At 60.0% G+C, this 21,886-nt stretch carries 20 protein-coding genes and 1 pseudogene; 6 read left to right on the top strand and 15 right to left on the bottom strand.

Going from position 1 to position 21,886, the window contains the following annotated elements; genetic code table 11:
- Window positions 1-3: 3 nt before the first annotated feature.
- From PLD_RS14060 to PLD_RS14085, 6 genes are all read right to left on the bottom strand, one after another.
- Complete coding sequence (locus PLD_RS14060; protein ID WP_159893666.1) at window positions 4-936, bottom strand: fumarylacetoacetate hydrolase; 933 nt, start codon at window positions 934-936, stop codon at window positions 4-6.
- Between the two features lie 5 nt (window positions 937-941).
- A complete protein-coding gene (locus PLD_RS14065) occupies window positions 942-2,219 on the bottom strand; it encodes an MFS transporter (RefSeq protein WP_159893668.1) in 1,278 nt (425 codons plus the stop codon).
- A gap of 114 nt (window positions 2,220-2,333) precedes the next feature.
- Window positions 2,334-3,383 (bottom strand): type III polyketide synthase, encoded by a 1,050-nt coding sequence (locus PLD_RS14070; RefSeq protein ID WP_159893670.1) that lies wholly within the window; start codon window positions 3,381-3,383, stop codon window positions 2,334-2,336.
- Window positions 3,384-3,588: 205 nt separating this feature from the next.
- Window positions 3,589-4,029: a Zn-ribbon domain-containing OB-fold protein gene (locus tag PLD_RS14075; RefSeq protein ID WP_159893672.1), complete on the bottom strand. Its 441-nt coding sequence runs from the start codon at window positions 4,027-4,029 to the stop codon at window positions 3,589-3,591.
- Window positions 4,030-4,041: 12 nt separating this feature from the next.
- Complete coding sequence (locus PLD_RS14080; protein ID WP_159893674.1) at window positions 4,042-5,238, bottom strand: thiolase family protein; 1,197 nt, start codon at window positions 5,236-5,238, stop codon at window positions 4,042-4,044.
- 29 nt (window positions 5,239-5,267) lie between these two features.
- Window positions 5,268-6,350, bottom strand: coding sequence for a hydroxymethylglutaryl-CoA synthase (locus tag PLD_RS14085; protein WP_178116175.1), 1,083 nt, complete (start codon window positions 6,348-6,350; stop codon window positions 5,268-5,270).
- 463 nt (window positions 6,351-6,813) lie between these two features.
- Between PLD_RS14085 and PLD_RS14090 the strand changes: the two genes are divergently transcribed.
- Window positions 6,814-7,416 (top strand): TetR/AcrR family transcriptional regulator, encoded by a 603-nt coding sequence (locus tag PLD_RS14090; protein ID WP_159893676.1) that lies wholly within the window; start codon window positions 6,814-6,816, stop codon window positions 7,414-7,416.
- Between the two features lie 51 nt (window positions 7,417-7,467).
- On the opposite strand, the gene PLD_RS14095 is transcribed toward PLD_RS14090, so the two are convergent.
- Window positions 7,468-8,352 carry a DAPG hydrolase family protein gene (locus PLD_RS14095; RefSeq protein WP_159893678.1) on the bottom strand — a complete coding sequence of 295 codons (885 nt, stop codon included), beginning with the start codon at window positions 8,350-8,352 and terminating at the stop codon, window positions 7,468-7,470.
- A 142-nt stretch (window positions 8,353-8,494) separates the two neighbouring features.
- Between PLD_RS14095 and PLD_RS14100 the strand changes: the two genes are divergently transcribed.
- On the top strand, window positions 8,495-9,169 hold the full coding sequence (locus PLD_RS14100) for a TetR/AcrR family transcriptional regulator (RefSeq protein ID WP_159893680.1): 675 nt from the start codon (window positions 8,495-8,497) through the stop codon (window positions 9,167-9,169).
- 70 nt (window positions 9,170-9,239) lie between these two features.
- Here the strand turns inward: PLD_RS14100 and PLD_RS14105 are convergent, their stop codons facing one another.
- The 7 genes and pseudogenes from PLD_RS14105 to PLD_RS14130 all read right to left on the bottom strand — a co-directional run bounded on the left by PLD_RS14105 (window position 9,240) and on the right by PLD_RS14130 (window position 15,041).
- Window positions 9,240-9,557 carry a DUF2388 domain-containing protein gene (locus tag PLD_RS14105; protein ID WP_159893682.1) on the bottom strand — a complete coding sequence of 106 codons (318 nt, stop codon included), beginning with the start codon at window positions 9,555-9,557 and terminating at the stop codon, window positions 9,240-9,242.
- 69 nt (window positions 9,558-9,626) lie between these two features.
- A complete protein-coding gene (locus PLD_RS14110) occupies window positions 9,627-10,076 on the bottom strand; it encodes an NfeD family protein (RefSeq protein ID WP_159893684.1) in 450 nt (149 codons plus the stop codon).
- 10 nt (window positions 10,077-10,086) lie between these two features.
- On the bottom strand, window positions 10,087-11,007 hold the full coding sequence (locus PLD_RS14115; protein WP_159893686.1) for an SPFH domain-containing protein: 921 nt from the start codon (window positions 11,005-11,007) through the stop codon (window positions 10,087-10,089).
- Between the two features lie 138 nt (window positions 11,008-11,145).
- On the bottom strand, window positions 11,146-12,009 hold the full coding sequence (locus PLD_RS31140; protein WP_371929023.1) for a methyl-accepting chemotaxis protein: 864 nt from the start codon (window positions 12,007-12,009) through the stop codon (window positions 11,146-11,148).
- A pseudogene (locus PLD_RS31145) lies at window positions 12,001-12,771 on the bottom strand (HAMP domain-containing protein); the annotation flags it as partial. The pseudogene PLD_RS31145 and the gene PLD_RS31140, both read right to left, overlap by 9 nt.
- Before the next feature lie 23 nt (window positions 12,772-12,794).
- Window positions 12,795-14,612, bottom strand: coding sequence for a GspE/PulE family protein (locus tag PLD_RS14125; protein WP_159893690.1), 1,818 nt, complete (start codon window positions 14,610-14,612; stop codon window positions 12,795-12,797).
- Between the two features lie 111 nt (window positions 14,613-14,723).
- Window positions 14,724-15,041, bottom strand: coding sequence for a hypothetical protein (locus PLD_RS14130; protein ID WP_159893692.1), 318 nt, complete (start codon window positions 15,039-15,041; stop codon window positions 14,724-14,726).
- A gap of 124 nt (window positions 15,042-15,165) precedes the next feature.
- Between PLD_RS14130 and PLD_RS14135 the strand changes: the two genes are divergently transcribed.
- Window positions 15,166-15,636 carry an Lrp/AsnC family transcriptional regulator gene (locus tag PLD_RS14135; RefSeq protein ID WP_159893694.1) on the top strand — a complete coding sequence of 157 codons (471 nt, stop codon included), beginning with the start codon at window positions 15,166-15,168 and terminating at the stop codon, window positions 15,634-15,636.
- A gap of 10 nt (window positions 15,637-15,646) precedes the next feature.
- On the opposite strand, the gene PLD_RS14140 is transcribed toward PLD_RS14135, so the two are convergent.
- A complete protein-coding gene (locus tag PLD_RS14140; protein ID WP_159893696.1) occupies window positions 15,647-17,014 on the bottom strand; it encodes an inorganic triphosphatase in 1,368 nt (455 codons plus the stop codon).
- A gap of 159 nt (window positions 17,015-17,173) precedes the next feature.
- On the opposite strand from PLD_RS14140, the gene argE reads away from it, so the two are divergent.
- The 3 genes from argE to PLD_RS14155 all read left to right on the top strand — a co-directional run bounded on the left by argE (window position 17,174) and on the right by PLD_RS14155 (window position 21,624).
- On the top strand, window positions 17,174-18,331 hold the full coding sequence (gene argE / locus PLD_RS14145) for an acetylornithine deacetylase (protein WP_159893698.1): 1,158 nt from the start codon (window positions 17,174-17,176) through the stop codon (window positions 18,329-18,331).
- A gap of 136 nt (window positions 18,332-18,467) precedes the next feature.
- Window positions 18,468-19,766 (top strand): amino-acid N-acetyltransferase, encoded by a 1,299-nt coding sequence (gene argA, locus PLD_RS14150; RefSeq protein WP_159893700.1) that lies wholly within the window; start codon window positions 18,468-18,470, stop codon window positions 19,764-19,766.
- A gap of 499 nt (window positions 19,767-20,265) precedes the next feature.
- Entirely contained in the window at window positions 20,266-21,624 is a 1,359-nt protein-coding gene (locus PLD_RS14155; protein WP_159893702.1) for an OprD family porin, read from the top strand.
- Window positions 21,625-21,886 lie beyond the last annotated feature (262 nt).

Genomic DNA, 21,886 nt, shown 5'->3' on the forward strand with positions numbered 1-21,886 from the left:
CGGTCAGTAAGGGTGACGTATCCGGGGCGGATGGGCGCCATGGGCCGTGATCTGGCGTTGCTGGACACCGAGTGGGTACAGGTGCAGCAGCTCTTCCTCGATCACTTGATTGCTCAGGCCCAGTTCCAGTTCCGGGCAGTCCAGGTCCAGCCAGTCCCCATGCTGCAGTTGCAGTTCGCTCTCGCAGCGGCTGGCGCTGTGGAACACATAGTGGATCATGCCCGGTTGCAGGAACTGCTCATGCTGTTCGAGGAAGGCTTGGGAGTATTTGCGGATCGCCCACCAGTTCTGCAGGTCGAGGTGGTAGCCGAGGTAGGACAATTGGCTGCCCTGGCGTTCGACACGGACATTGAGGGACAGGCTGTTTTGCAGCTCGCCGAGGATCAGTGCCGGTGCGATGGCGCACTGGCGCAGACGCGATTGCGCGCAGGAACTGGCGTCCTGGCGGCTCAGCAGTGGGTCGTGAATGTCATGGCCGAGGCTGAAGCCGACAAAGCGCAACTGACTGAAGTTATCCACAAGGTAGACGCAAACCACGCCGGGCTGGCTGGAAATACTCAAGGCGTGATACGGAATCATCAGCGGATCGCCGTCGGTTTTCAGCAGGCTGCCATTGCCCTTGTAGAACCAGCCCTGATGGGTGTGCGGCGTGTTCAGGGTGACTTCGCTGACCTGGGCCAGCAGGTTGTCGCTCGGTTTGAGTGGTGGGCGTAGCGGCCCTTTCGGCTGGCCTGCGTCCAGCGGGCGTGGGTGGGCCGGCAGGCGCCGCAGGTGTTCGTTCCAGTCCAGGTGCCGCCGGGCGCAGAACTGCAGAGTCTCGTACAGTCCGCCATGCTCGGAAAATACCCGCACGTTGTTGCCATTGTGAAAGTCGAACAGCTCTATGGCGCTCTGGTCCTTGTGGCAGATATCCAGTAACAGCAAGTAATCGTCCATGATGCTTAATCCTTCAGGGGCAAGGGGGCGGGGAGGATGGGCCGTGGCTCTGGGGCGTGCGTGCGCTGGGGTTCGAGCACGCTGTCCTTGAGCCGCAAGGACAGCAGCAAGCCAGCCAGGCTGCCGCTCAGGGCTACGTAGAGAATTGCCGGCAAGCCAAAATGGCTGGCGACAAAGCCGGCCACGGCGGGGGACAGTCCACCGCCGAGGATTTCGCCAAAACCCACGACAATCCCGGTCGCCGTCGGCAGCAGGGCCGGGGCCACCGATTCACTGGTCAGCGGCCCGACCGTCATGCAGATCAGGCTGAAATTGAAAAACGACAGCATGAACAGCAGCAGGAACAGCAGCCAGGGAATGGCCGGGCTGATGATCAGCAGCCCCACCAGGGTGCTGCTGCTCATGAAACACGCCGCCACCACTGGTTTACGCCCGAGGTGATCGGACAGTGCGGGAATGATCAACTGGCCGATGAAGCCACCCAGGCCGATGGCCGAGATGACAAAGGCCATGGACAGGGTTTCCAGGTGCAAATGGTCGGTCAGGTAGCTGGGCAGCATGGCGCAAAGCACAAACTGGCACGTGAGGATGCAGAACATGATGAGGATGTTGAGGCTGACATTGCCGCTTTTAAAGGCCGCCAGCCAGCGGCGTCTGGCGATGCCTGCGGGTTGTTCTGCAGGGTTGTTCGGCTGGGGTACGTAGACTTTCCACAGGTAGCCGGCCAGGAGCAACCCCGGCAAGGAAATGATCGCGAACACCGCGCGCCAGGAACCAGACAGTTGCAGTAGGCTGGCCGCGATCAACGGCCCCAGGCACAAGCCGAGAATCGGAAACAGCGCCTGTTGAATCCCCAGGTTTTGCCCGCGTCGGTCGGGGCGTGACACCTCGTTGGTGACAATGATGCTTGTCGGCGTGAAGGCGCCTTCGCAGATGCCCATCAGCCCGCGCAGTATCACCAGTCCCCAGACTCCGGTGGCCAATGCGGAGAAGCCAGATAGCAGTGACAGGACGGCGATGGAAACCACTAGCACGCGGCGAGTGCCCAGGCGGTCGATCACACTGCCCATGCCCAGGGCGGACAGCCCCCAGGTGAAGGCCAGCGCGGCCGATAAGTAACCCAGGTCCTGATAGTCCAGGTGCAGGTCGTGCATGATCACCGGGAACAGCGGCAGGATAATGAAGCGATCCAGCCCCACCAGCCCGAAACTCAGTGACAGCAACAGCACCATGGATCTTTCGTAACGGCTGTTGGCAGCCGTGGTTGGCATTCCAGTGTTCATCGCGCAGTTTCCTCATGAACCCCTCAACCCGGCGCCGTACGCCGTGTGGGGGCGGCCTGACGCTGCCATGTTGCCGGGCAACGTCAGGCCGGACTGACACAGGGGGGGGGCACGTCAGGCGGTCCACTCACCGACCGCCATTTCCGCAGTGAACCCTGGACCGAAGGCCGCCAGCAGGCCGATATCGCCACGATTCAGGTTGGAATCGAACTGGCGCTTGAGCACGTCGAACACCACCACGCTGGCGATGTTGCCGGCTTCCGAGAGGCTGCTGCGCGATTGCGAGACCCGATTCGACGCCAGGTCCAGGTGCATGACCAGTTCGTCGAGGATCTTGCGGCCACCGGTGTGGAAGATGAAAAAGTCGTTGTGCGCGCAGTTCTGTTCGAAACTGTCGTAGTTGAGTCTCTCCATGACCGGCGCCACGTCCTTGATGGAGTTCATCACCGCCTTGTCGAGGGTGAAGTGGAAGCCGGTGTCCTTCACGTCGTATTTGATGTAGTGCTCGCTCTTGGGCAAGAAGTACGACTCGGTCTTCTTGATCTTGAAGCCGCCGGCCTGGTCATCGGCGCGCAGCACGCAGGCCGACACCGCATCACCAAACAACGCTGCCGAGATGAAGGCGTGCAGCTTGGTATCGTCCGGCTGATAGCACAGCGAGGAGAACTCCAGCGACACGATCAGCACATGATTGCGGGCATCGAGCCGGGCGAAATCATGGGCCCGATTGATCGCCGCGGCGCCGGCCACGCAGCCCAGTTGGGCGATCGGCAGTTGCACGGTGGAGGTCGGCAGATTGAGGTCGTTGATCAGGTGCGCGGTCAGCGACGGCATCATGAAGCCGGTGCAGGAAGTGACGATCACCATGCGGATGTCGCTGATTTGCAGTCCGGCATTCTCGATGGCCTGACGTGCCGCGGCGGACGACATCTGTCGGGCTTCACGCTCGTAGACGATGCTGCGGTGGGTGAAGCCGGTATGCACCGCCAGTTCGTCGATCGGCAACACCAGGTGGCGCTCGTTGACTTCGGTGTTGGCGATCATGCGTTTGGCCAGGGCCATGCGCGGATGGTCTGCGTGCAGGTTTTCCAGGTGATCAACCATCTGTTGCTGGGTGATCTTGTGTTGCGGAAACATGATATGTGGGAGGCAAAGTGTAGACATGATCGGTCCTTGGCTCTATGTAAGCCAATAAGTGAAGTGGTGGGGACAGTCCCCATTAATAGGCACAGAAAAGCGCGGCCCCCAAAGACAAGGACCTTAAGGAAACTTCGAGGTGCGAAGTTGCCGTTGATGTAACTTTTAAGTTGGATTTTATTTTAATGGCTAACTTCAGGACGCCTTTATGCAAGGCATCCTGAATAAACACTTATAGATCCAGAACGAACTTATAGGCGTACTGCCAGGCTAAGTTGCTTTCACGCACATGTTTGCGAATGACCATGCGCACCGGCGCGCCGACTTTCAGGTGTTGCGGGTCGCAAACGTCGACAATTTCCGAAGCGATGACCAAGCCATCGTCCAGGCGCACCATGGCCATGCAACGTGGGACGGTTTCGCCGTAACCCATGGCGGCCAGGATCGGGTTCTCGGCGTGGGCCATGACTTCGATCTTGCCGGTGCGCATGCAGCGGTAGGGTTTCATGTTCAGGGAGTTGCAGGCGCCGCAGACGGTGCGTCGAGGAAAGAAAATTTCGTTGCATTCTTCGCACTGGCTGCCTTCGAGGCGGTACTTGCCGCCATGCTCGCGCCATTCGCGGAGCATGCTGGCGGTGGTCATTCTGTGGATCTGTTCTGGGTACATGGACATGGTCCGGGCTCCTTAGTCGTTCGAGAGGACAATCACTGAGTTGTGTGCCGCGTAACCGCCAAGGTTCTGCGACACGCCAATGCGTGCGCCCTTGACCTGGTTGTCGGACTCTCCCCGCAGTTGTCGGAACAGCTCGGTGATGTGCAGGATGCCGTCGCAGCCCGAGGCGTGGCCGCGACCGATATTGCCGCCGTCGGTGTTCAGTGGCAGTTGTCCATCCAGGGCGATGCCGCCTTCGAGTACGAAGTCGCCGGCCTGGCCCTTGCCGCAGATGCCCATGGATTCCATCTGGATCAGCCCGGCGCCGAGCAGGTCGTAGACCTGTGCCACGTCGATGTCCTTGGCGGTGATCCCGGCTTTCTTGTAGGCGATCTCCGCGCAGGCGATGGAGTTTGCCGACACCGCCATACCCACATCCTTGGGCAGGCCAGGATGGTGCAGGGTCGGGTTATGGAAGCGAGTACCGAAGTAGTGGGAGACGCCGGTGTAGGCGCTGCCGCGCACGAACACCGGTTTGTCGGTGTATTTGTGGGCCAGGTGCTCGGCCACCAGGATCGCGCAGCCACTGGCCTCGCCCCAGGCCAACATCGAGCCGCAGGCTTCGCTGTTCTTCAGCGCTTCCAGGGTAGGAATCGGCAAGCCGTAGCGTGTGGCGGTTGGAGTGTTGTGCGCGTAGATGCGCATTTGTCGGCCAAATGTGGCCAGTACATCGGCCTCACGCCCGGCGTAACCGAACTTCTGGAAGTACTCGGCGGTGGCCAGGGCAAAGGCGTCGGTGTGGGAGATACCCAGGAAGTAATCGTATTCACACTCAGTACTGGAACCGATGTATTCGGCGTAGTTGAAGTGATCGGTCATCTTCTCGAAACCGCCGCACAGGACGATGTCGTATTCCCCGGACGCCACCATCTGGTGGCCCATCTGGAATGACACTGAGCTGCTGGTGCAGTTGGCGGTACTCATGAACGTAGGCGCAGGACTGATCCCCAGTGCGTCGGAAATGGTCGGGCCCAGGCCTCCATATTCGGAGATGCCTTCGCCGTGATAACCATAGGCGACGCCCTGGATTTCCCGGGGGTGCATCTTGGCATCCTTGAGGGCCTTATAGGCGGATTCGACGATCATTTCCTTGAAGGTCTGCCGAACTCGTGAACTTCCGGGTTTCGGCGTATAGGCGGCCGAAACGATTGCAACACGACGTGCGCACATGTGCATGCTCCTTGCGTAGACAGGCGTAATCAGAGATAGGCGGTCAGGGCGTAGTCGGCCCGCAGGTACTTGAACTCGTACTTGATGGAGGTGCCGTAATCGACATACGTCTTGGTTTCGAGGTATTCGCGCAGAGGCTTGTTGTGCTTCTGGTATTGCTCGATAGCGTCGGTGACGGTCAGCGCGATGGCGTCACTGCCGGCCCCGAAACCATAGGAAACCATGAGGATCTTCTGCCCTGGGCGGGCGTGGTCCAGCACGTTGATCAAACCCAGCAGCGGGCTTGCCGCACCGGTGTCGCCCACGCTGCCGGCGTAGATGCCTGGTTCGATCTGCCGGGCGTTGAAACCCAGGTGCTTAGCCAGCGAGTAGGGCGTGGACACCAGGTTTTGCTGGAACACTACGTAGTCATAGTCGGCGGCGCTGGTGTTCAGCTTGGTCATCAGGCCCTGGGCGGCGCGCCGGGTCTGATCTTCCAGGCCGATGCTGTTCTTGTCTGAACCCAAGCCCATTCCTGACCGAATGTAACGGTCGCCCTGGGGGCGGATGTTGTCGGCGATATCGGCAGCGCAGGAGAAACTGCCGTCGAACTCGGCGATGACATTCTGGGTACCGATCAACAGTGCCGCCGCTCCGGCCCCGGCATAAGATTCGGTCAGGTCCCCGGGAGCAGTATTGCGGTTGATGGTGTCGGCGCCGATGGCCAGGGCGCTGCCGGTCATGCCCGAGGCCACCAGGGCCTGACAGATCTGTAGAGCGGAGGTGCCGGATTTACCGGCGAACTGGATATCGGCGCAGTAGGCATCGTAGCCGCTGCCGAGCATTTCCAGGATGATCGAGGCCGAGGCCCGAGAGTCGTAGGGGTTGGTACAGGTGCCCAGATACAGGGCTTCGAGTTGGTGATCAGGGACTTTCTCCAACGCCCGTTGCGCGGCGAGTACCCCGAGGGTGATGACATCTTCATCCGGCTGCAACACCGCCCTTTCGGTCACTCCCAGGTTCTCTTCCACTAACTTGAGATCGGTGTTTTTCCAGACGTTGATGACGTCTTGCACTTTCAGGCGGCATACCGGAATACCCGCGCCATAGCTGACAATACCTACTGTTTTCACGTTTATTTTCCTCTTGATTCCATTCTTTCGGAAAACTGGGTCGTGCTTGCTCAGAAGCACCCTTGAAACATATGGAAAACAGTTTTTCCGCCAAACCGTGGCGAACACCGCACAAACCCGTGGGCTAGAGCGGTTTAACCGCTGATTCCCAATAGAAGAAAACCCACTCGAAAGCTGTTTACCTTCACGTTGCTATGTTATGATACGGAACGTTTCGTTTAGTATTAATTTCAGGTGATCTGATTTCTTACAAAGAAACACAAAAAGCTCGAATTCGAAGACGTCTCCAGTTTTAAGGCTAATCTGCTCAGTTATTGCTAGATGCTTTAACTGCTAGATGAATCAATGTAAGACGTCCATTGTTCTTGTGAGAATGAAACGAAACGGACCGTTTCATATCGTTTCGAGGGAATCCTATACCCTGAGATACGTTTGTCAAGCGCCCTGCCTGGAGATTTTTATTGTGGCTCGTCCCCCGTCTCGCAGCTCAATCGGTTCTTTGCGAAATCCTCATACCCATAAAGCCATCCTCAGTTCCACCATCGAAATCCTCAAGGAATGCGGCTATTCCGGGCTCAGTATCGAGTCCGTCGCCCGTCGGGCGGGAGCCAGCAAGCCGACGATTTATCGTTGGTGGTCGAACAAGGCGGCGTTGATCGCAGAAGTTTATGAAAACGAAAGTGAACAGGTCAGAAAGTTTCCTGATCTCGGCTCGTTCAAGGCCGATCTCGACTTTTTGCTCCATAATCTTTGGAAAGTCTGGCGGGAAACTATTTGTGGGGAAGCGTTTCGCTGTGTGATTGCGGAAGCGCAGCTGGATCCAGCAACATTGACCCAGCTCAAGGATCAGTTCATGGAGCGCAGAAGAGAGTTGCCGAAAAAGCTGGTGGAAAATGCCATCAACCAGGGCGAGCTACCCAAAGATATCAACCGTGAATTGCTACTGGATATGATCTTCGGGTTTTGCTGGTATCGGCTGCTGACTGAGCAACTGACGGCGGAACGGGACATCGAGGAATTCACTTCTTTGTTGATCAACGGTGTCTGTCACGGCGCGCAACGTTGATTCATCCAAGTCATTGAGCCTGCGAATTTCGCGGGCTCAATGAGGGGCGTTTCAGGCTGAAGCAGCCCCGAACTCTCTATACAGATCTGGCAGAAAACTGGCCAGATGATTGAACTCGCACATATCGTGCACCGCAAATTCATAGGCCAGTGTTTCCAGCTCGGCCTCGCCCAAGCCACTTTCCTTGAGCAGCGCTGATGCTTTTTCCGCACCGGCGAAGCGCGCCATGGAGGGATGCGAGCCCACCCAGTAGCGGCTGGTCAGGGACATGCCGCCCGGCACTTCCTTGAACAGATGCACCATCAATGAAACCGGCACCTGCGGATGATCGGCCAGGCTCATCAGGGCGCTGACGCTGCCGTCTATTTTCGCTTCGCGGTACAAGTCGGGGTCCAGGCCCAGGCTGGCCGGCTCCTGGAAGTTGATGTGCAGGTGCATCAGCCGGTCGCCGACATATTCCGAGGCGCAGAACGTGTTGCCATACAACCGGTCCTCGAAACACAGGGACTCATCGCCCAGGCGCTGTTGGTTCACGCAGGGGTTGCTGACATGGGCGTAGGGGAACCACAGGGTATAGCGTTCTGCTTCCTGTGGGTGCCACATGAACCACCACTTGAACATCTGTGCGGTGCAGCCTGGGAAGAACTTGCGGCTCTGTACATAGGCCATTGGGCCTGGCAGCAGGGCATAGCCAGACTCTTGGCTGACGAAATCCGGATCAAGTAGCCGATTGATGTCCTCAATGCTCGGCGTCAGGGTGTCTTTGAGGTCCATTGGCCCTTGTTGGATCTTGCGTACGGCGGACAGCGGCACCCGCATCTCGGAACGAAAATACTTGGCATAGGGTTTGTTCTGGATCGCCACCTGGTTGTGTAGGAAGAGCTTCTGCATGGGCAAGGAGAAGTAAGTGAAGGGAGTCATTGCGCGGGCTTCCATGCTGATATCCTCTGGCGTGAGTCGATAAAGGGCGGCCACCTTCCTGCAACCTTGTGTGTTGGTTGAGCGAGAAACTGGCGCTTTGTAGCTAAGCAGTCCATAACTAAAAGTCAAATTTGAATTTAACTTAGTGAGTGAGCCCATGGTTGTTTCCGATTCCCCGCAGGCGGCCGCGCCCCGTGCGCCGCGTCAGGATGGTCAGGCGACTCGCCAGCATATTCTTGAAACGGCGGGTCAACTGTTTGCCGAATTGGGGTATGCCAACACCACCAGCAAGCAGATTTGCGAGCGTTCCAAGGCCAATAACGCGTCGGTCAATTATCACTTCGAGAACAAGGATGGCCTGTACCGGGCGGTACTGCGCGAGGCCCATGATCGCTTGGTGCGGATTGAAACCATGATTAGCCTGAGCGAAAGCCAGGATCGTCCTGAGGACAAGTTACGGGCAATCATTACCGTGCTGATCGAAGGGTTGGGCAACCAGCACCAGGGGTGGGCGCTGAAGGTGTTGACCCGCGAGTTGCTGTCGCCTTCTTCGGTGTTGCCGGCAGTCCTTGAGGAGCAGGCGTTCCCCAAGGCCAAAATTGTGCGGATCATTCTGGGGCAGATCATGCATTTGTCGCCTGAGGACCCGGCCACGCTGCGCAGCGCAGTCAGTGTGTTTGCGCCTTGCCTGTTTCTGCTGATCGCCCATGATCCGCTGACACGCAATGTGCTGCCTGGCCTTGAGCTTGATCCGCCAGCGTTGATCGAACATATGATGAGTTACGCCCTGGCTGGCCTGAAGGCGGTATCCCGGGGCACCGACGCGCTCTAGAGGATTCTCCAGGCAGAAAAACGCCGACCCTGAGGTCGGCGTTCGTTGTCACCCCTCTTCGGGACGATCCTTAGTCTTCAGCCACGGCGTTCTTGGCCAGAATGGCGTTGGCCAGTTCCATGTCGCTGGCTTTGAGGCCGGGATTATCCGCGCGGACTTTCTGCATGGCGGCTTCCAGGTACGGGCCGCGAATGCTGCCTTCGCTGGCGACGAAGCTGCCGGCGTCATCTTGGGCGGCGACGATCAGTTTGTGATCCTTGAAGGTCAGGTAGGTGGAACCGGTGGTGGCACCGGAGGAAATGACGTTACGCCAGAAGGAGTCGGCCATTGCCGACCCTACGGGAAGGGACAGCAGGGCAAGGGTGGCGACAGCTATTTTCAGACGCATGGTGGGGGCTCCAACTGAGGGGATCTGCACGATTTGATTCTAGATACCCCAAATGAGTTCCGTGCCCCTTCAGTCAAGGTTTTCGACCAGCAGGATGGTTCCTTCCTGAGCCACCACTCGCACCCGCGCGCCTACGGGGGCATCGGCACCCTTGGCGATCCACACACCGTCGGCGACCTTGATCCGGCCACGGCCGTTGACGATCGCCTGATGCACCACGAAGGTCTTGCCGATCAGTTCCTGGCCCCGCAGGTTCAGGTTCGGTTGGTCACTGGGGCGAACCACGCTGCGCTGCCGGCGCCACCAGTACAACGCCGTCAGTACCGAGAGCAGGCCGAACAGCAAAAACTGCACCTCCCATGACAGGCCGGGAATCAGGAACGTCAGAACGCCCACCGTGGCGGCGGCCAGGCCGATCCACAGCAGATAGCCTCCAGCGCCGAACACTTCGAAGATCAACAGGACCGTGCCCAGGGCCAGCCAGTCCCAGAACGACAGCGCTTGCAGGAATGCCAACATGGATCGCGCCTCAAGCCTTTTTGCTGTCGAACGTGGCTTTGACGATCTCGCCGATACCGCCCACGGCGCCGATCACCTGGCTGGCCTCCAGCGGCATCAGGATCACCTTGCTGTTGTTGGCCGACGCCAGCTTGCCCAGGGCATCGATGTACTTTTGTGCGACGAAGTAGTTGATCGCCTGGACGTTGCCGGTGGCGATCGCCTCGGACACCACTTGAGTGGCCCGGGCCTCGGCTTCGGCCTGGCGCTCCCGGGCTTCGGACTCGAGGAATGCAGCCTGACGCTCGCCTTCGGCCTCAAGAATCTGCGCCTGCTTCTTGCCTTCGGCGGTCAGAATGGCCGCAGCACGCAAGCCTTCGGCTTCGAGGATCTGCGCGCGCTTGACCCGTTCGGCTTTCATCTGCCCGGACATGGCGGCCATCAGGTCCGCCGGAGGGCTGATGTCCTTGATCTCGATCCGGGTGATCTTGATGCCCCAGGGGGCGGTGGCTTCGTCGACGGTGCGCAGCAGTTTTTCGTTGATGCCATCACGCTGGCTGAGCATCGCGTCCAGTTCCATGGAGCCCAGCACGGTACGGATGTTGGTCTGCAGCAGGTTGCGGATGGCGTGTTCGAGGTTGTTGACCTCGTAGGCGGCCTGGGCGGTGTTGACCACCTGGAAGAAGCACACGGCGTCGATCTGTACCGTGGCGTTGTCGGAGGTGATGACTTCTTGAGGCGGAATGTCGAGCACGCTTTCCATCACGTTGATCTTGCGACCGATGCGGTCCATCACCGGAATGATGATGTTCAGCCCCGGCTTGAGGGTGTTGGTGTAGCGGCCGAAGCGTTCTACGGTCCATTGGTAGCCCTGGGGCACTACCTTGAACCCCATGAACACAATGGCTACGGCGAGGCCGACGAAAAGTAATAAAACGCTGCCGATCTGCATAACATTTACCTGTTCAAGTGGTGATCAAGGTGCATCAGCGCGCGAGTGTACGGCGCTGCCTGGAGCCGTGCGTGGATATCGTCGCCCTTGCATCATTGGGATACACAACACCCGCGCGACGGTGTTCATATCCGGGCCTCAAAGTTGAAAACGCTTCACCGAGGTCTGCAAAGTGGCCACAGAGTTCTCCATCTGCTCCACAGTCTGGGTCAGTTCACGCATGGCCTGGCTGTTGCGCCGGGCCACCTGACTGATCATTTCCACTCGTTGCGCGACTTCGCTGCTGGCCTTGGACTGTTCGCCGATGGTGTGGGAAATCTCTTCCACCATCAGCGCCGAACGCTGGGCGCCCTGGCGAATTTCGTTGATTGAAGTCCCGGCCTGGTGGGCCATGTGCACCCCGTCGTTGACCCGACTGACCCCGGTTTGCATGCTGCTCACCGCCTGTTCGGTGGTGTCCCGGATGCGCTCGATCATGCCGGTGATCTCGCGGGTGGATTGCGCGGTGCGTGCGGCCAGGTTGCGCACTTCGTCGGCGACCACCGCGAATCCGCGTCCGGCCTCGCCGGCCCTGGCCGCTTCGATGGCGGCGTTCAGGGCCAGCAGGTTGGTCTGCTCGGCGATGCCGTTGATCACCTGGATGATCGAATGGATCTCCTCGGAGGACTGGCCCAGGGCGGTGATGCTCTGGGACGACTGGTTCACGGCCTCGGCGATGTGGCTCATGCCATCCACCACCCCGAGTATCACCTGGCCACCGCTACCGGCCAAGGACTCGGACTGGGCGGCAATACCCTGGGCATTGCGGGCGTGCTCGGCGACCTGGGCAATGTTGCTGATCATCTGCTCCATGGCGGCGGCCATGTTGGTGGCGCCGTCAGCCTGCTCAGTGGCGCCGTCGGCGATGCCCAGCGAGGTGTCGCTGAGACTGTGGGAGCGCCCCCGCAGCTCTTCGCTCTCATGGCGGATGGTGGTGATCATCTGCCGCAGGTTGTCCTGCATCTCGCCAAGGGCCTGTTGCAACTGGCCGGCCTCATCCCGACTGTCGACACTGATGACCGTGGTCAGGTTGCCCTGGGCGATGGCCCGGGCCGTGACGACGGATTTCTCCAGGGGTTTGAGTACCCGAGTGAGCAACTGGCGGGTCAGCAGGCACAAGGCCAGGGCGGCAATCAGGCTGCCGCCGATCAGCCACCAGGCCGCCTGGCGCACGGTGGCCTCACTGTCTTGGCGGGTCTGTGCGGTACTGGCTTCGATCTTGCTGCTCAGGGCCGCATTGCGGGTCTCCACCTCACTGAAACTCTGGGAAAACGCAGGCATTTGCAGGCGTGCGGCTTGGGGATTCTGAAGCGCCTGTTCGGCGACGCTTTCGGCAGCATGAATGTAATTTTCCAGGACCGGCTGCAACTCGCTGATGGCCTCGCGGATATCCGGCGCCAGGGGCAGGCGAGCGTTTTCCGCCAGGGCCTTGCGGAACCACTCGCCGTGTTCACGCAGGCTGCTGCGCACCTCTTCTGCGGCCGCGCTGTCGCCGGGCTCACTGCTCAGGGCCTGCAGCACATCGGCCCGCAGGGCGTCGTGCATCATGTCCGCTTCCAGGTGATTGCGCAGGGCGCTGGCATTGAGTTCATTGTCTTGCAGGGCACTGGCCAGGCGTGACTGCCCCCAGAGACCGAGGCCGGCCACCAGGGCAATAGCCAGCAGGCTGAGAGCCCCAGAGGCGATCATGTTGTGACGAATATTCATGCCTGGCTTCCTGCTCATTCTGGCGTTGACTACAGCGTAGTTCAGCCGTTGGGGTTCGCTTGCGGGCAAGCTGGGCCTGGCGATTGGTGCTCGTTCTGAGGCGTCACCCGCAGTGCCTCCTCCAGGCTGGTCAAGCCCTGCGCAACCTGGTACGCGGCGGCCTGGCGCAGGCTGCGCATGCCTTCCTCGGCGGCTTGGCGCCGCAGGCCGACGAGGTCCAGATCACGCTGTATCAAGGCTTTTAACGAGGCGCTCAAGGGCATGATTTCGTAGACCCCGGTGCGTCCGTGATAGCCGGTTCCGCGACACTCGGCGCAGCCGATGGCCTGCTGGCTGTGGGGAGGCGGCGGCCATTGCCGGGGATGGATCAGGTGCTGCCAGTCAGCGCGGGCGAGCTCGCGAGGGGCTTTGCAATGACGGCATAGGGTGCGTACCAGGCGCTGGGCCATGACGCCGATCAGGGTGGCCTTGATCAGGTAATGGGCAACGCCCAGTTCCAGCAGGCGGCTGATGGCTCCGGGAGCGTCGTTGGTGTGCAGCGTGGACAGCACCAGATGCCCGGTGAGGGCCGCCTGGATGGCCATTTCGGCGGTTTCCAGGTCGCGTATTTCGCCGATCATGATGATGTCCGGGTCCTGGCGCATCAGTGCCCGCACGCCGCTGGAAAAGCTCAGATCGATGTTGTGCTGGACCTGCATCTGGTTGAACGCCGGTTCGATCATCTCGATCGGATCTTCGATGGTGCACAGGTTGATTTCCGGGGTCGCGAGTTTTTTCAGGGTGGTGTAGAGCGTACTGGTCTTGCCCGAACCGGTGGGGCCGGTGACCAGGATGATGCCGTGGGACTGGGCAGTCATGGCTTGCCAGCGCTTTAGGTCGTCGGCGCAGAAACCCAGTTGGTCGAAGTCCTTGAGCAGGACCTGGGGATCGAAGATGCGCATCACCAGTTTTTCGCCAAAGGCGGTGGGCAGGGTCGAGAGCCGCAGTTCGATCTCGCTGCCGTCGGGGGCGCGGGTCTTGACCCGGCCATCCTGGGGTTTGCGTTTTTCCGCAACGTTCATCCGCCCCAGGCTCTTGAGGCGACTGACGATGGCCAGGATCACCTGGGGCGGAAACTGGTAGACGTTGTGCAGCACGCCGTCGATGCGAAAGCGCAGGGTGCCGTGCTCGCGACGCGGTTCGATATGGATATCGCTGGCCCGTTGCAAGAAGGCGTATTGGAACAGCCAGTCGACGATATTGACGATGTGGGCGTCGTTGGCGTCCGGCTCCTTATCGTTGGCGCCCAGCTTCAGCAGTTGCTCAAAATTGCCCAGGCCGTTGGCCTTTTGCTCACTGCTGGCGCCGCTGACCGATCGGGCCAGGCGATAGAACTCCAGGCTCAGGCGCTGGATATCCACCGGGCTGGCCACCACGCGATGGATCGAACGCTTCAGGGCCCGGGCCAGGTCGGCTTCCCAGGCGCGCACATACGGTTGGGCGCTGGCCACGGTGACGCTCTGGGCGTCCACCGCCACCGCGAGGATCTGGTGGCGTTCGGCGAAGGCATTGGACATCAACGGCGTGATGCGGGCCACGTCGATCTGCAAGGGGTCGATGCGCAGGTAGGGCTGGCCGGCCTGTCGAGCCAGCCAGGCCGTGAGGCTGTGCAGTTCCAGTGACTTGCCGGGGTGGTGCAGGTCGGGCAGATGCTGCTGGGCAATGAATTCCAGGGGATGCGGCAGATTGCTGGAGCCCTGACGCCGGGCGCTGATGACCTGTTCGGCGGCGTCCTGGCTAATGCGCCCCTGGGCCAGCAGTTCGCGCAGCAACTCATTGAGGTCCAGCCAACGGTCCTGAGGGAACGGCGCGGCGCTCATGGGGGCTCCTTGGGAATCTTGTCCGAACACCGGTCGATGACGACCGACAGTCAAGGATAGTCCCGGAGGAGCAAGGAGCCGCCGGTCAAGGTTTGCAGGGTTTTACCAGCTTCAGCCCGTGGCTTGCAGGCGCGATGTCTGCGCCAGTTCCAGGTCCACCGAACAGACGCTGATCAGGTTGCGCAGTTTGTCGCTGATCACCTGGGCCCGGTGCCAGCTCAGGCCGTCGAGTTCCACTTCGATATGCAGCGTGGCGTCTTGCTGGATCACCGAGACCCGCTGCGGCACCAGGAACTGCAGGGCGAAATGGTTGAGGACCCGACATAGCACATCGGCCTCTGCATCGGCCCGCACCTGGTAATGCACGCGGCAGTGAGCGTTGTTGAGGTTCCAGACATCGGCGCGAGGAGCGGGGTCGAGAAGGGGCATGGTGGTCTCCAGATCAGTGGAGAAATTTTTACATGGGATTTGGGGTATTTCTTATCTAAGATTGAGCATATTCCATAAAAAACGAATTGTTATATTCGTGATCTCATGGTTATGAGGGTTGATTATGCAAAACGATCTGGACGCCTATGACCGCCGTATCCTGGCTTTGCTGCAGGAGGACGCTTCGCTTTCCAGCGCGCAGATTGCCGAGCAGGTGGGGCTGTCCCAGTCGCCGTGCTGGCGGCGGATTCAGCGCTTGAAGGAGGAAGGAGTGATTCGCGCTCAGGTGACGTTGCTCGATCGCAAGAAGATCGGCCTCAACACGCAGATCTTTGCCGAGGTCAAACTCAACGCTCATGGGCGCTCCAACTTCACCGAATTCACCGAGGCGATTCGCGGTTTTCCGGAGGTGTTGGAGTGTTATGTGCTGATGGGGGCGGTGGACTTCCTACTGCGCATCGTGACGTCGGATATCGAGGCCTATGAGCGGTTCTTCTTCGAGAAGCTGTCCCTGGTGCCAGGCATTCAGGAGGTGAACTCGACCGTTGCCCTGTCGGAGATCAAGTCCACCACCAGCCTGCCGGTATTGCGCTGACGGCAAGTGCTTACAGGCGCAGCAGGGTTTTCCAGGCGCGGTTCTGGAACACTGCAATGGCCTGCTGTTTGCGGGCATCGAGGGCTTCGTCGGTGATCGGCTCGTTGGCCAGTTGTGCCAGTTTGTTCAGTTCACCGTAGAGGCGGTCCAGCTCCGGAATCTCCAGCGCGGCGCGGGCGTGGTGCAGCCAGGCCTGGATGCGTTCGATCCGCGGCAGTTGCTCGGCCAGGTCTTCCGGTTGCTGCTGGTAGCGCGGCAGTTGCAGGGAGGTGGCTTCCTCGGCCAGCAGGCGTGGCAGCCAGCTGCCCAGTTGCGCGGCGCCCTGGCGATTGCCCCGGGTGTTGCGCTCGGCGGTCCAGGCTCGGGCCAGCAGCCAGCGCGAGGTGTTCAGGGAGAATAGGCCCCAGCGCACGTCCTGCAGTTCTTCGATGAATTGCTCCGGCGCGGCCTTGCGCACGTCTTCATCGTCGAGGCCGGCTTGTACCAGCGGACGCCAGTCTTCCAGCAGGGCATCCAGGGCACTGCGCAGTTCGGCAGTGGACTGGCGCGGCGCGGCCTGGCCCAGGCTGCTGGCCAGGGCCCGCAGTTCGGCGAGGTTGTCCACCCAGTCTTGCAGCAGGCGCCAGTGGCCGTTGAAACGATACTGTTCGGCCAGGCGCTGGCTGCTGCCCAGCAGATGCCAGGCCAGGGCGGCGAAAGCCTCGTCCAGCGGGGTTTCGGCGCTCAGCTGTGGTGCCGGCAGGCTCAGGGAGTAGCTGCCGGCATCGAACAGGCGATAGCCGCGCTCGGCCTTGCTGATGTCGCAGGGCATCAACGGCAGGGTGAGGGCCAGTTCCGCCGCCAGCTCCAGCAGGGCCGCCGGTTCGCCTTCGCGCAGTTCCAGCTCCAGCTCGCAGATGTCTTCCTTGTGCTTGCCAGTGATCACCTGGCCCAGGTCCAGGGCTGCTTCGATGACCACTTTGGCTTTGCCACGGCCCCAGGCGATGTCTGCACGTTCGCGGACAAAATCCGTGGTGAACAGCGGTTTGAGGGTCTTTTTGTCCAGTTCGGCCAAGGCTTCGGGCCAGCAATCGCCTTCGAGCTTTTTCACGTCCAGCTTGGCTTTGGCCAATTGCCAGTCGTATTCGTTGCGTTCGGACAGGCCGGCGACACTCTGGCCGCGGGTCTTGAGGGTCTGGATCACCGCGTCACCGTCGCGGCGCAGGCGCAGGGCGACTTTGGCCCGGGCCAGATCGCGCTCAGGGGTGTCGAAGTACTGGTTCATCAGCTCACGGCGTTCCCAGCCACTTTTGTTGCGTTTTTTCAGCAGTGGGTGCTCGCGCAGGGCGGCGAGGGTTTCGCGGCTGACGCGGAGTTTGATTTCGGTTTCTTTCTGCATGGCCGGACAATCCAGGATCGGGAGCGCAGCCGGGGGAAGAGTAGGCTGCCAAGGCCGTGCAGTGTACAGGACAAGGCGCCCGCAGGTGCCGCGACGGTTTCTTCCGTTCAGCAGATGCTTCTATGATGAAGTCCATCTTGGGATTCGCGGAGCCAGCTCATGCCATTGCCGTCTATGAAGGATCAGTTCGCTGCGTTGATCGCTGCGCCGTCGGTGAGCTGCACCCAGCCTGCGCTGGATCAGAGCAATCGCCCGGTCATCGAGTTGCTGGCCAGTTGGCTTGGCGACCTTGGGTTCGCCTGCGACATCCAGCCAGTCAGCCCCGGAAAGTTCAACTTGCTGGCCAGTTTTGGCAGCGGTCCCGGCGGCCTGGTGCTGGCCGGGCATAGCGACACGGTGCCGTTCGACGCGGCGCTGTGGCAGACCGACCCGCTGAAACTGACCGAGGTGGACGGGCGCTGGATCGGTCTTGGCAGTTGCGACATGAAAGGTTTTTTTGCCCTGATCATCGAAGCCGTGCAGCCGTTGCTGGCGCAGCCGTTCAAGCAACCGCTGCTGATCCTGGCCACCTGCGATGAAGAAAGCTCGATGGCCGGGGCGCGGGCCTTGGCCGATGCCGGGCGGCCCCTGGGGCGCGCCGCGGTGATCGGTGAGCCTACGGGGCTCAAGCCGATCCGCTTGCACAAGGGAATCATGATGGAGCGCATCGACATCCTCGGGCGCAGCGGTCACTCCTCGGACCCGAGCCTGGGGCGCAGCGCCCTGGAGGCCATGCACGACGCCATTGGCGAATTGCGCGGGCTGCGGCTGCTGTGGCAGCGCGAATACCGCAACCCGCAGTTCAGCGTGCCGCATCCGACCTTGAACCTTGGTTGCATCCACGGTGGCGACAATCCCAACCGCATCTGTGGTCAGTGTGCCCTGGAGTTCGATCTGCGGCCCTTGCCGGGCATGGACCCGAATGTGCTGCGCGAGGCGATCCGGCAGAGGCTCCTGCCGATCGCCGAGCGTCATGACGTACAGATTGATTACGCGCCGCTGTTTCCTGCGGTGCCGCCGTTCGAGCAGCCCGAGGATGCCGAGCTGGTGCGGGTGGCGGAGCAACTGACCGGGCATCGTGCCGAAGCAGTGGCGTTTGGCACCGAAGCGCCTTATCTTCAGCGCCTTGGCTGCGAGACCCTGGTGCTCGGCCCGGGCGACATCGCCTGTGCCCATCAGCCGGGTGAGTACCTCGAAATGTCACGCTTGCAGCCTACCGTGCATCTACTAAGAAAGTTGATTGAACATTACTGCCTGACACCGGCCCAATTTCAGTAAATAGCCTGCGTCGCGGTCCGTACCCATGAGGAGAGTAAGCGTGTTGCCAAGCCTGTTCCGACGATAACCATCAGCCCGCTGTGCGTTTTCCGTTTCGTCCTTTCATAGGCTGCTTTTTATTTACAGGCTCAGGTTCATGCCCGAATACGTCAATTGGCTTCGCCACGCATCTCCCTATATCAACGCCCACCGCGACTGTACCTTTGTGGTCATGCTGCCCGGTGACGGCGTTGAACACCCCAACTTCGGCAATATCGTCCACGACCTGGTGCTGCTCCACAGCCTGGGGGTGCGACTGGTGCTGGTGCATGGCTCGCGTCCACAGATCGAATCGCGCCTGGCGGCTCGCGGCCTGACGCCTCACTACCATCACGGCCTGCGGATTACCGATGCGGCAACCCTGGAATGCGTGATCGACGCTGTGGGCCAGTTGCGCATCGCCATCGAGGCGCGCCTGTCCATGGACATGGCCTCATCGCCGATGCAGGGCTCGCGGTTGCGGGTGGCCAGCGGCAATCTGGTCACCGCCCGGCCTATCGGCGTGTTGGAAGGTGTTGACTACCATCACACCGGTGAAGTGCGCCGGGTCGATCGCAAGGGCATCAATCGCCTGCTGGATGAGCGTTCCATTGTGTTGCTGTCGCCCCTGGGTTACTCGCCCACGGGCGAGACGTTCAACCTGGCGTGTGAAGACGTCGCCACCCGTGCCGCCATCGATCTGGGCGCCGACAAGCTGCTGTTGTTCGGTGCGGATCTGGGGCTGCTGGATGAAAGCGGCAAGTTGGTCCGCGAGCTGCGTCCGCAACAGGTTCCGGCGCATTTGCAGCGCCTGGGTGGCAACTATCAGGCCGAACTGCTGGATGCGGCTGCCGAGGCTTGTCGGGGTGGCGTTGGCCGTAGCCACATCGTCAGCTATGCCGAAGACGGCGCCCTGTTGACGGAACTCTTTACCCGCGATGGTGGCGGTACGCTGGTCGCTCAAGAGCAGTTCGAACGGGTGCGTGAGGCGGCGATCGAAGACGTCGGCGGCCTGTTGGACCTGATCAGCCCGCTGGAAGAGCAGGGCATCCTGGTGCGGCGCTCCCGTGAAGTGCTGGAGCGTGAAATCGAGCAGTTCAGTGTGGTCGAGCGTGAGGGCATGATCATTGCTTGCGCGGCTCTGTATCAGATCGCCGAGTCTGACGCTGGCGAGTTGGCATGCTTGGCGGTGAACCCCGAGTACCGTCATGGCAAGCGTGGCGATGAGCTGCTGGAAAGGATTGAAACCCGTGCTCGCGCGCAAGGGTTGAAGACCTTGTTCGTCCTCACGACCCGCACCGCGCACTGGTTCCGTGAGCGGGGGTTTGTACCTAGTAGCGTCGAGCGCCTGCCCTCGGCCCGGGCCTCGCTGTACAACTACCAGCGCAACTCAAAAATCTTCGAAAAAGCCCTCTGAGCCGGGTTAACCGCCGTTTACGCAACGCTCCGACCGAATAAACGGGGCGTTGTGTGTGGGGAGGCTGCCTGTCATAAAAAATTCATTTTGATACAAAAAATGTAACAAATTGACGGAAGGATAGGCCGTTCGCCATCATTGCGCCGCTTTTTGATTCAGGCTCGCTTTTTTGCCGCTAGCGAGCGCGATCTGGGGCATCTGGATCGAAAAAATACATTTTATAAAAAAACACGTGAGCCTCTAAGTCGGGGTTCTCGCGTTGCTGTTGGCGTGCGTTATTCCTGGTGGGAATTAAAAATATCAAAATAATTCTTTTTGGGTTTATGAAGAATTCATTACCCTGAAGGCACGAAATGACCGTGATTAGACGATAGTTGTAGACACATATTGTTACGATTGACTTGGCGGTCACGGTCTGGCGCTAATCGCGCATCTGCGGCACCCGGGCGTTTCGATCTGGGGCTCAGAACCACAAAAATTAAAACGAGAGGAGCGAAACATGAACAAGTCCACCTTGGCCCTGGCTGTGGCCGTCGGGGCTCTGGCGCAGCAGGCAGGCGCTGCCGGCTTTATCGAAGACAGCAAAGCCACCTTGGGGCTGCGTAACTTCTACATCAATAACGATAACCGCGACTCGGGCACTAAAGGCGCTAAGGCTCAGAGCAAGGTGGAGGAGTGGGGCCAAGGTTTCCAGCTCAATTTCACGTCGGGCTATACCCAGGGCACCGTAGGTTTTGGCCTTGACGCTATCGGCCTGCTGGGCATCAAGCTGGATTCGGGTGGCGGCACCAACGGCGCCTCGAATAACGCTTATGGCGGTACGGTTTTTCCAAGCGAGTCCAATGGCAAAGCGGTTGATAACTACTCCAGCCTGGGCCTGACGGCCAAAGCCAAGATCTCGCAGACTGAGCTGAAGCTGGGGACCCTGCAGCCAAAACTGCCGGTCATCGTGACCAACGATGGTCGTATGCTGCCGCAGACCTTCCAGGGGGGACAGATCACTTCCAACGAGATCAAGGATTTGACCCTGGTCGGTGGTCAGGTCGAGCACGCCAAGGGCCGTAACTCCAGCAACAACGAAGAATTGTCGATTGCAGGTGCCAACGCTCGTACCGCGGCGGGCCGTGACAGCAACAAATTCATCTACGGTGGCGGTGACTACAAAATCACCAAAGACCTGACTGCGCAGTACTACTACGGCAATCTGGATAACTTCTACAAGCAACACTTCCTGGGGTTGACTCATAACTGGTCGATCGGCCCGGGCGTACTGAAGTCCGACCTGCGTTACTTCAACAGCCGTGACGACGGTGCTAACGGTCACGATCTCAATTACTTCACCAACGGCAACTACTCCGGTGTTCCAAGCGGTAAGGGCAAGGTTGATAACAACCTCTACAGCGGCTTGTTCCTGTACTCGGTTGCCGGTCATACCTTCGGTGGTGGCTACCAGGTCAGCAACGGCAGCAGCGACTTCCCTTGGCTGAACCAGGGTGATGGTTCGTCGGCCTACCTGATTACCGATATGCAGATCCAGAAGTTCGCCCGTGCCGGCGAGCGTACCTGGCAGGCGCGCTACGCCTATGACTTCGCTCGGTTGGGTGCACCAGGCTTGACCGCAGGCGTGGTCTATCTGCGTGGCGACAACATCGACACGGTCTCCAAGGGCGGCACCGTGGCGGGCAGCGGCCGCAGCGAATGGGAGCGTGACCTGACTGTGGCTTACGTGATTCCAGAAGGTCCGCTGAAGAACCTCGGTTTGACCTGGAAAAACGCCATGTGGCGTAACGATATTCCGAATCAGCGCGACCAGGACGAAAACCGCCTGATCGTCAGCTACTCGATTCCGCTGTTGTAACAGCTCGATTGTAATCGCGCGATAAAACCTCGCCCGGCGCAAGGCCGGGCGAGGTGTTGTTTCAAGTCAGGCTCACCCCCGTGAGCCGTTCTTGAATCCCCTCTTTTTACAGCTACTCAAGGCCTTCTCGAACCTTGTTGCGAAGGGTGATTGAGGTGTGTTCGTGAGTCCAGTGAAGAGATCTTTAATATTCTTTTTGGTTCTTAATTTGACGATATTTATTCTTTTTAAATGATCGTCGCTGCAGGCAGAGTGGCTTCAT

The sequence above is a fragment of the Pseudomonas sp. LD120 genome (assembly GCF_009861525.1).
GTDB lineage: Bacteria > Pseudomonadota > Gammaproteobacteria > Pseudomonadales > Pseudomonadaceae > Aquipseudomonas.

Excerpts from the sequence above, each read along its gene's own strand:
- PLD_RS14070 (WP_159893670.1), bottom strand. The coding sequence starts at position 3,383 with ATGTCTACACTTTGCCTCCCACATATCATGTTTCCGCAACACAAGATC.
- PLD_RS14140 (WP_159893696.1), bottom strand. The coding sequence starts at position 17,014 with ATGCAGAAAGAAACCGAAATCAAACTCCGCGTCAGCCGCGAAACCCTC.
- PLD_RS14060 (WP_159893666.1), bottom strand. The coding sequence starts at position 936 with ATGGACGATTACTTGCTGTTACTGGATATCTGCCACAAGGACCAGAGC.
- PLD_RS14115 (WP_159893686.1), bottom strand. The coding sequence starts at position 11,007 with ATGCAGATCGGCAGCGTTTTATTACTTTTCGTCGGCCTCGCCGTAGCC.
- PLD_RS14130 (WP_159893692.1), bottom strand. The coding sequence starts at position 15,041 with ATGCCCCTTCTCGACCCCGCTCCTCGCGCCGATGTCTGGAACCTCAAC.
- PLD_RS14075 (WP_159893672.1), bottom strand. The coding sequence starts at position 4,029 with ATGTCCATGTACCCAGAACAGATCCACAGAATGACCACCGCCAGCATG.
- PLD_RS14105 (WP_159893682.1), bottom strand. The coding sequence starts at position 9,557 with ATGCGTCTGAAAATAGCTGTCGCCACCCTTGCCCTGCTGTCCCTTCCC.
- PLD_RS14125 (WP_159893690.1), bottom strand. The coding sequence starts at position 14,612 with ATGAGCGCCGCGCCGTTCCCTCAGGACCGTTGGCTGGACCTCAATGAG.
- argA (WP_159893700.1), top strand. The coding sequence starts at position 18,468 with ATGCCCGAATACGTCAATTGGCTTCGCCACGCATCTCCCTATATCAAC.
- PLD_RS14065 (WP_159893668.1), bottom strand. The coding sequence starts at position 2,219 with ATGAACACTGGAATGCCAACCACGGCTGCCAACAGCCGTTACGAAAGA.
- argE (WP_159893698.1), top strand. The coding sequence starts at position 17,174 with ATGCCATTGCCGTCTATGAAGGATCAGTTCGCTGCGTTGATCGCTGCG.
- PLD_RS14135 (WP_159893694.1), top strand. The coding sequence starts at position 15,166 with ATGCAAAACGATCTGGACGCCTATGACCGCCGTATCCTGGCTTTGCTG.
- PLD_RS14095 (WP_159893678.1), bottom strand. The coding sequence starts at position 8,352 with ATGGAAGCCCGCGCAATGACTCCCTTCACTTACTTCTCCTTGCCCATG.
- PLD_RS14100 (WP_159893680.1), top strand. The coding sequence starts at position 8,495 with ATGGTTGTTTCCGATTCCCCGCAGGCGGCCGCGCCCCGTGCGCCGCGT.
- PLD_RS14080 (WP_159893674.1), bottom strand. The coding sequence starts at position 5,238 with ATGTGCGCACGTCGTGTTGCAATCGTTTCGGCCGCCTATACGCCGAAA.
- PLD_RS14110 (WP_159893684.1), bottom strand. The coding sequence starts at position 10,076 with ATGTTGGCATTCCTGCAAGCGCTGTCGTTCTGGGACTGGCTGGCCCTG.
- PLD_RS14155 (WP_159893702.1), top strand. The coding sequence starts at position 20,266 with ATGAACAAGTCCACCTTGGCCCTGGCTGTGGCCGTCGGGGCTCTGGCG.
- PLD_RS31140 (WP_371929023.1), bottom strand. The coding sequence starts at position 12,009 with ATGCAGGACAACCTGCGGCAGATGATCACCACCATCCGCCATGAGAGC.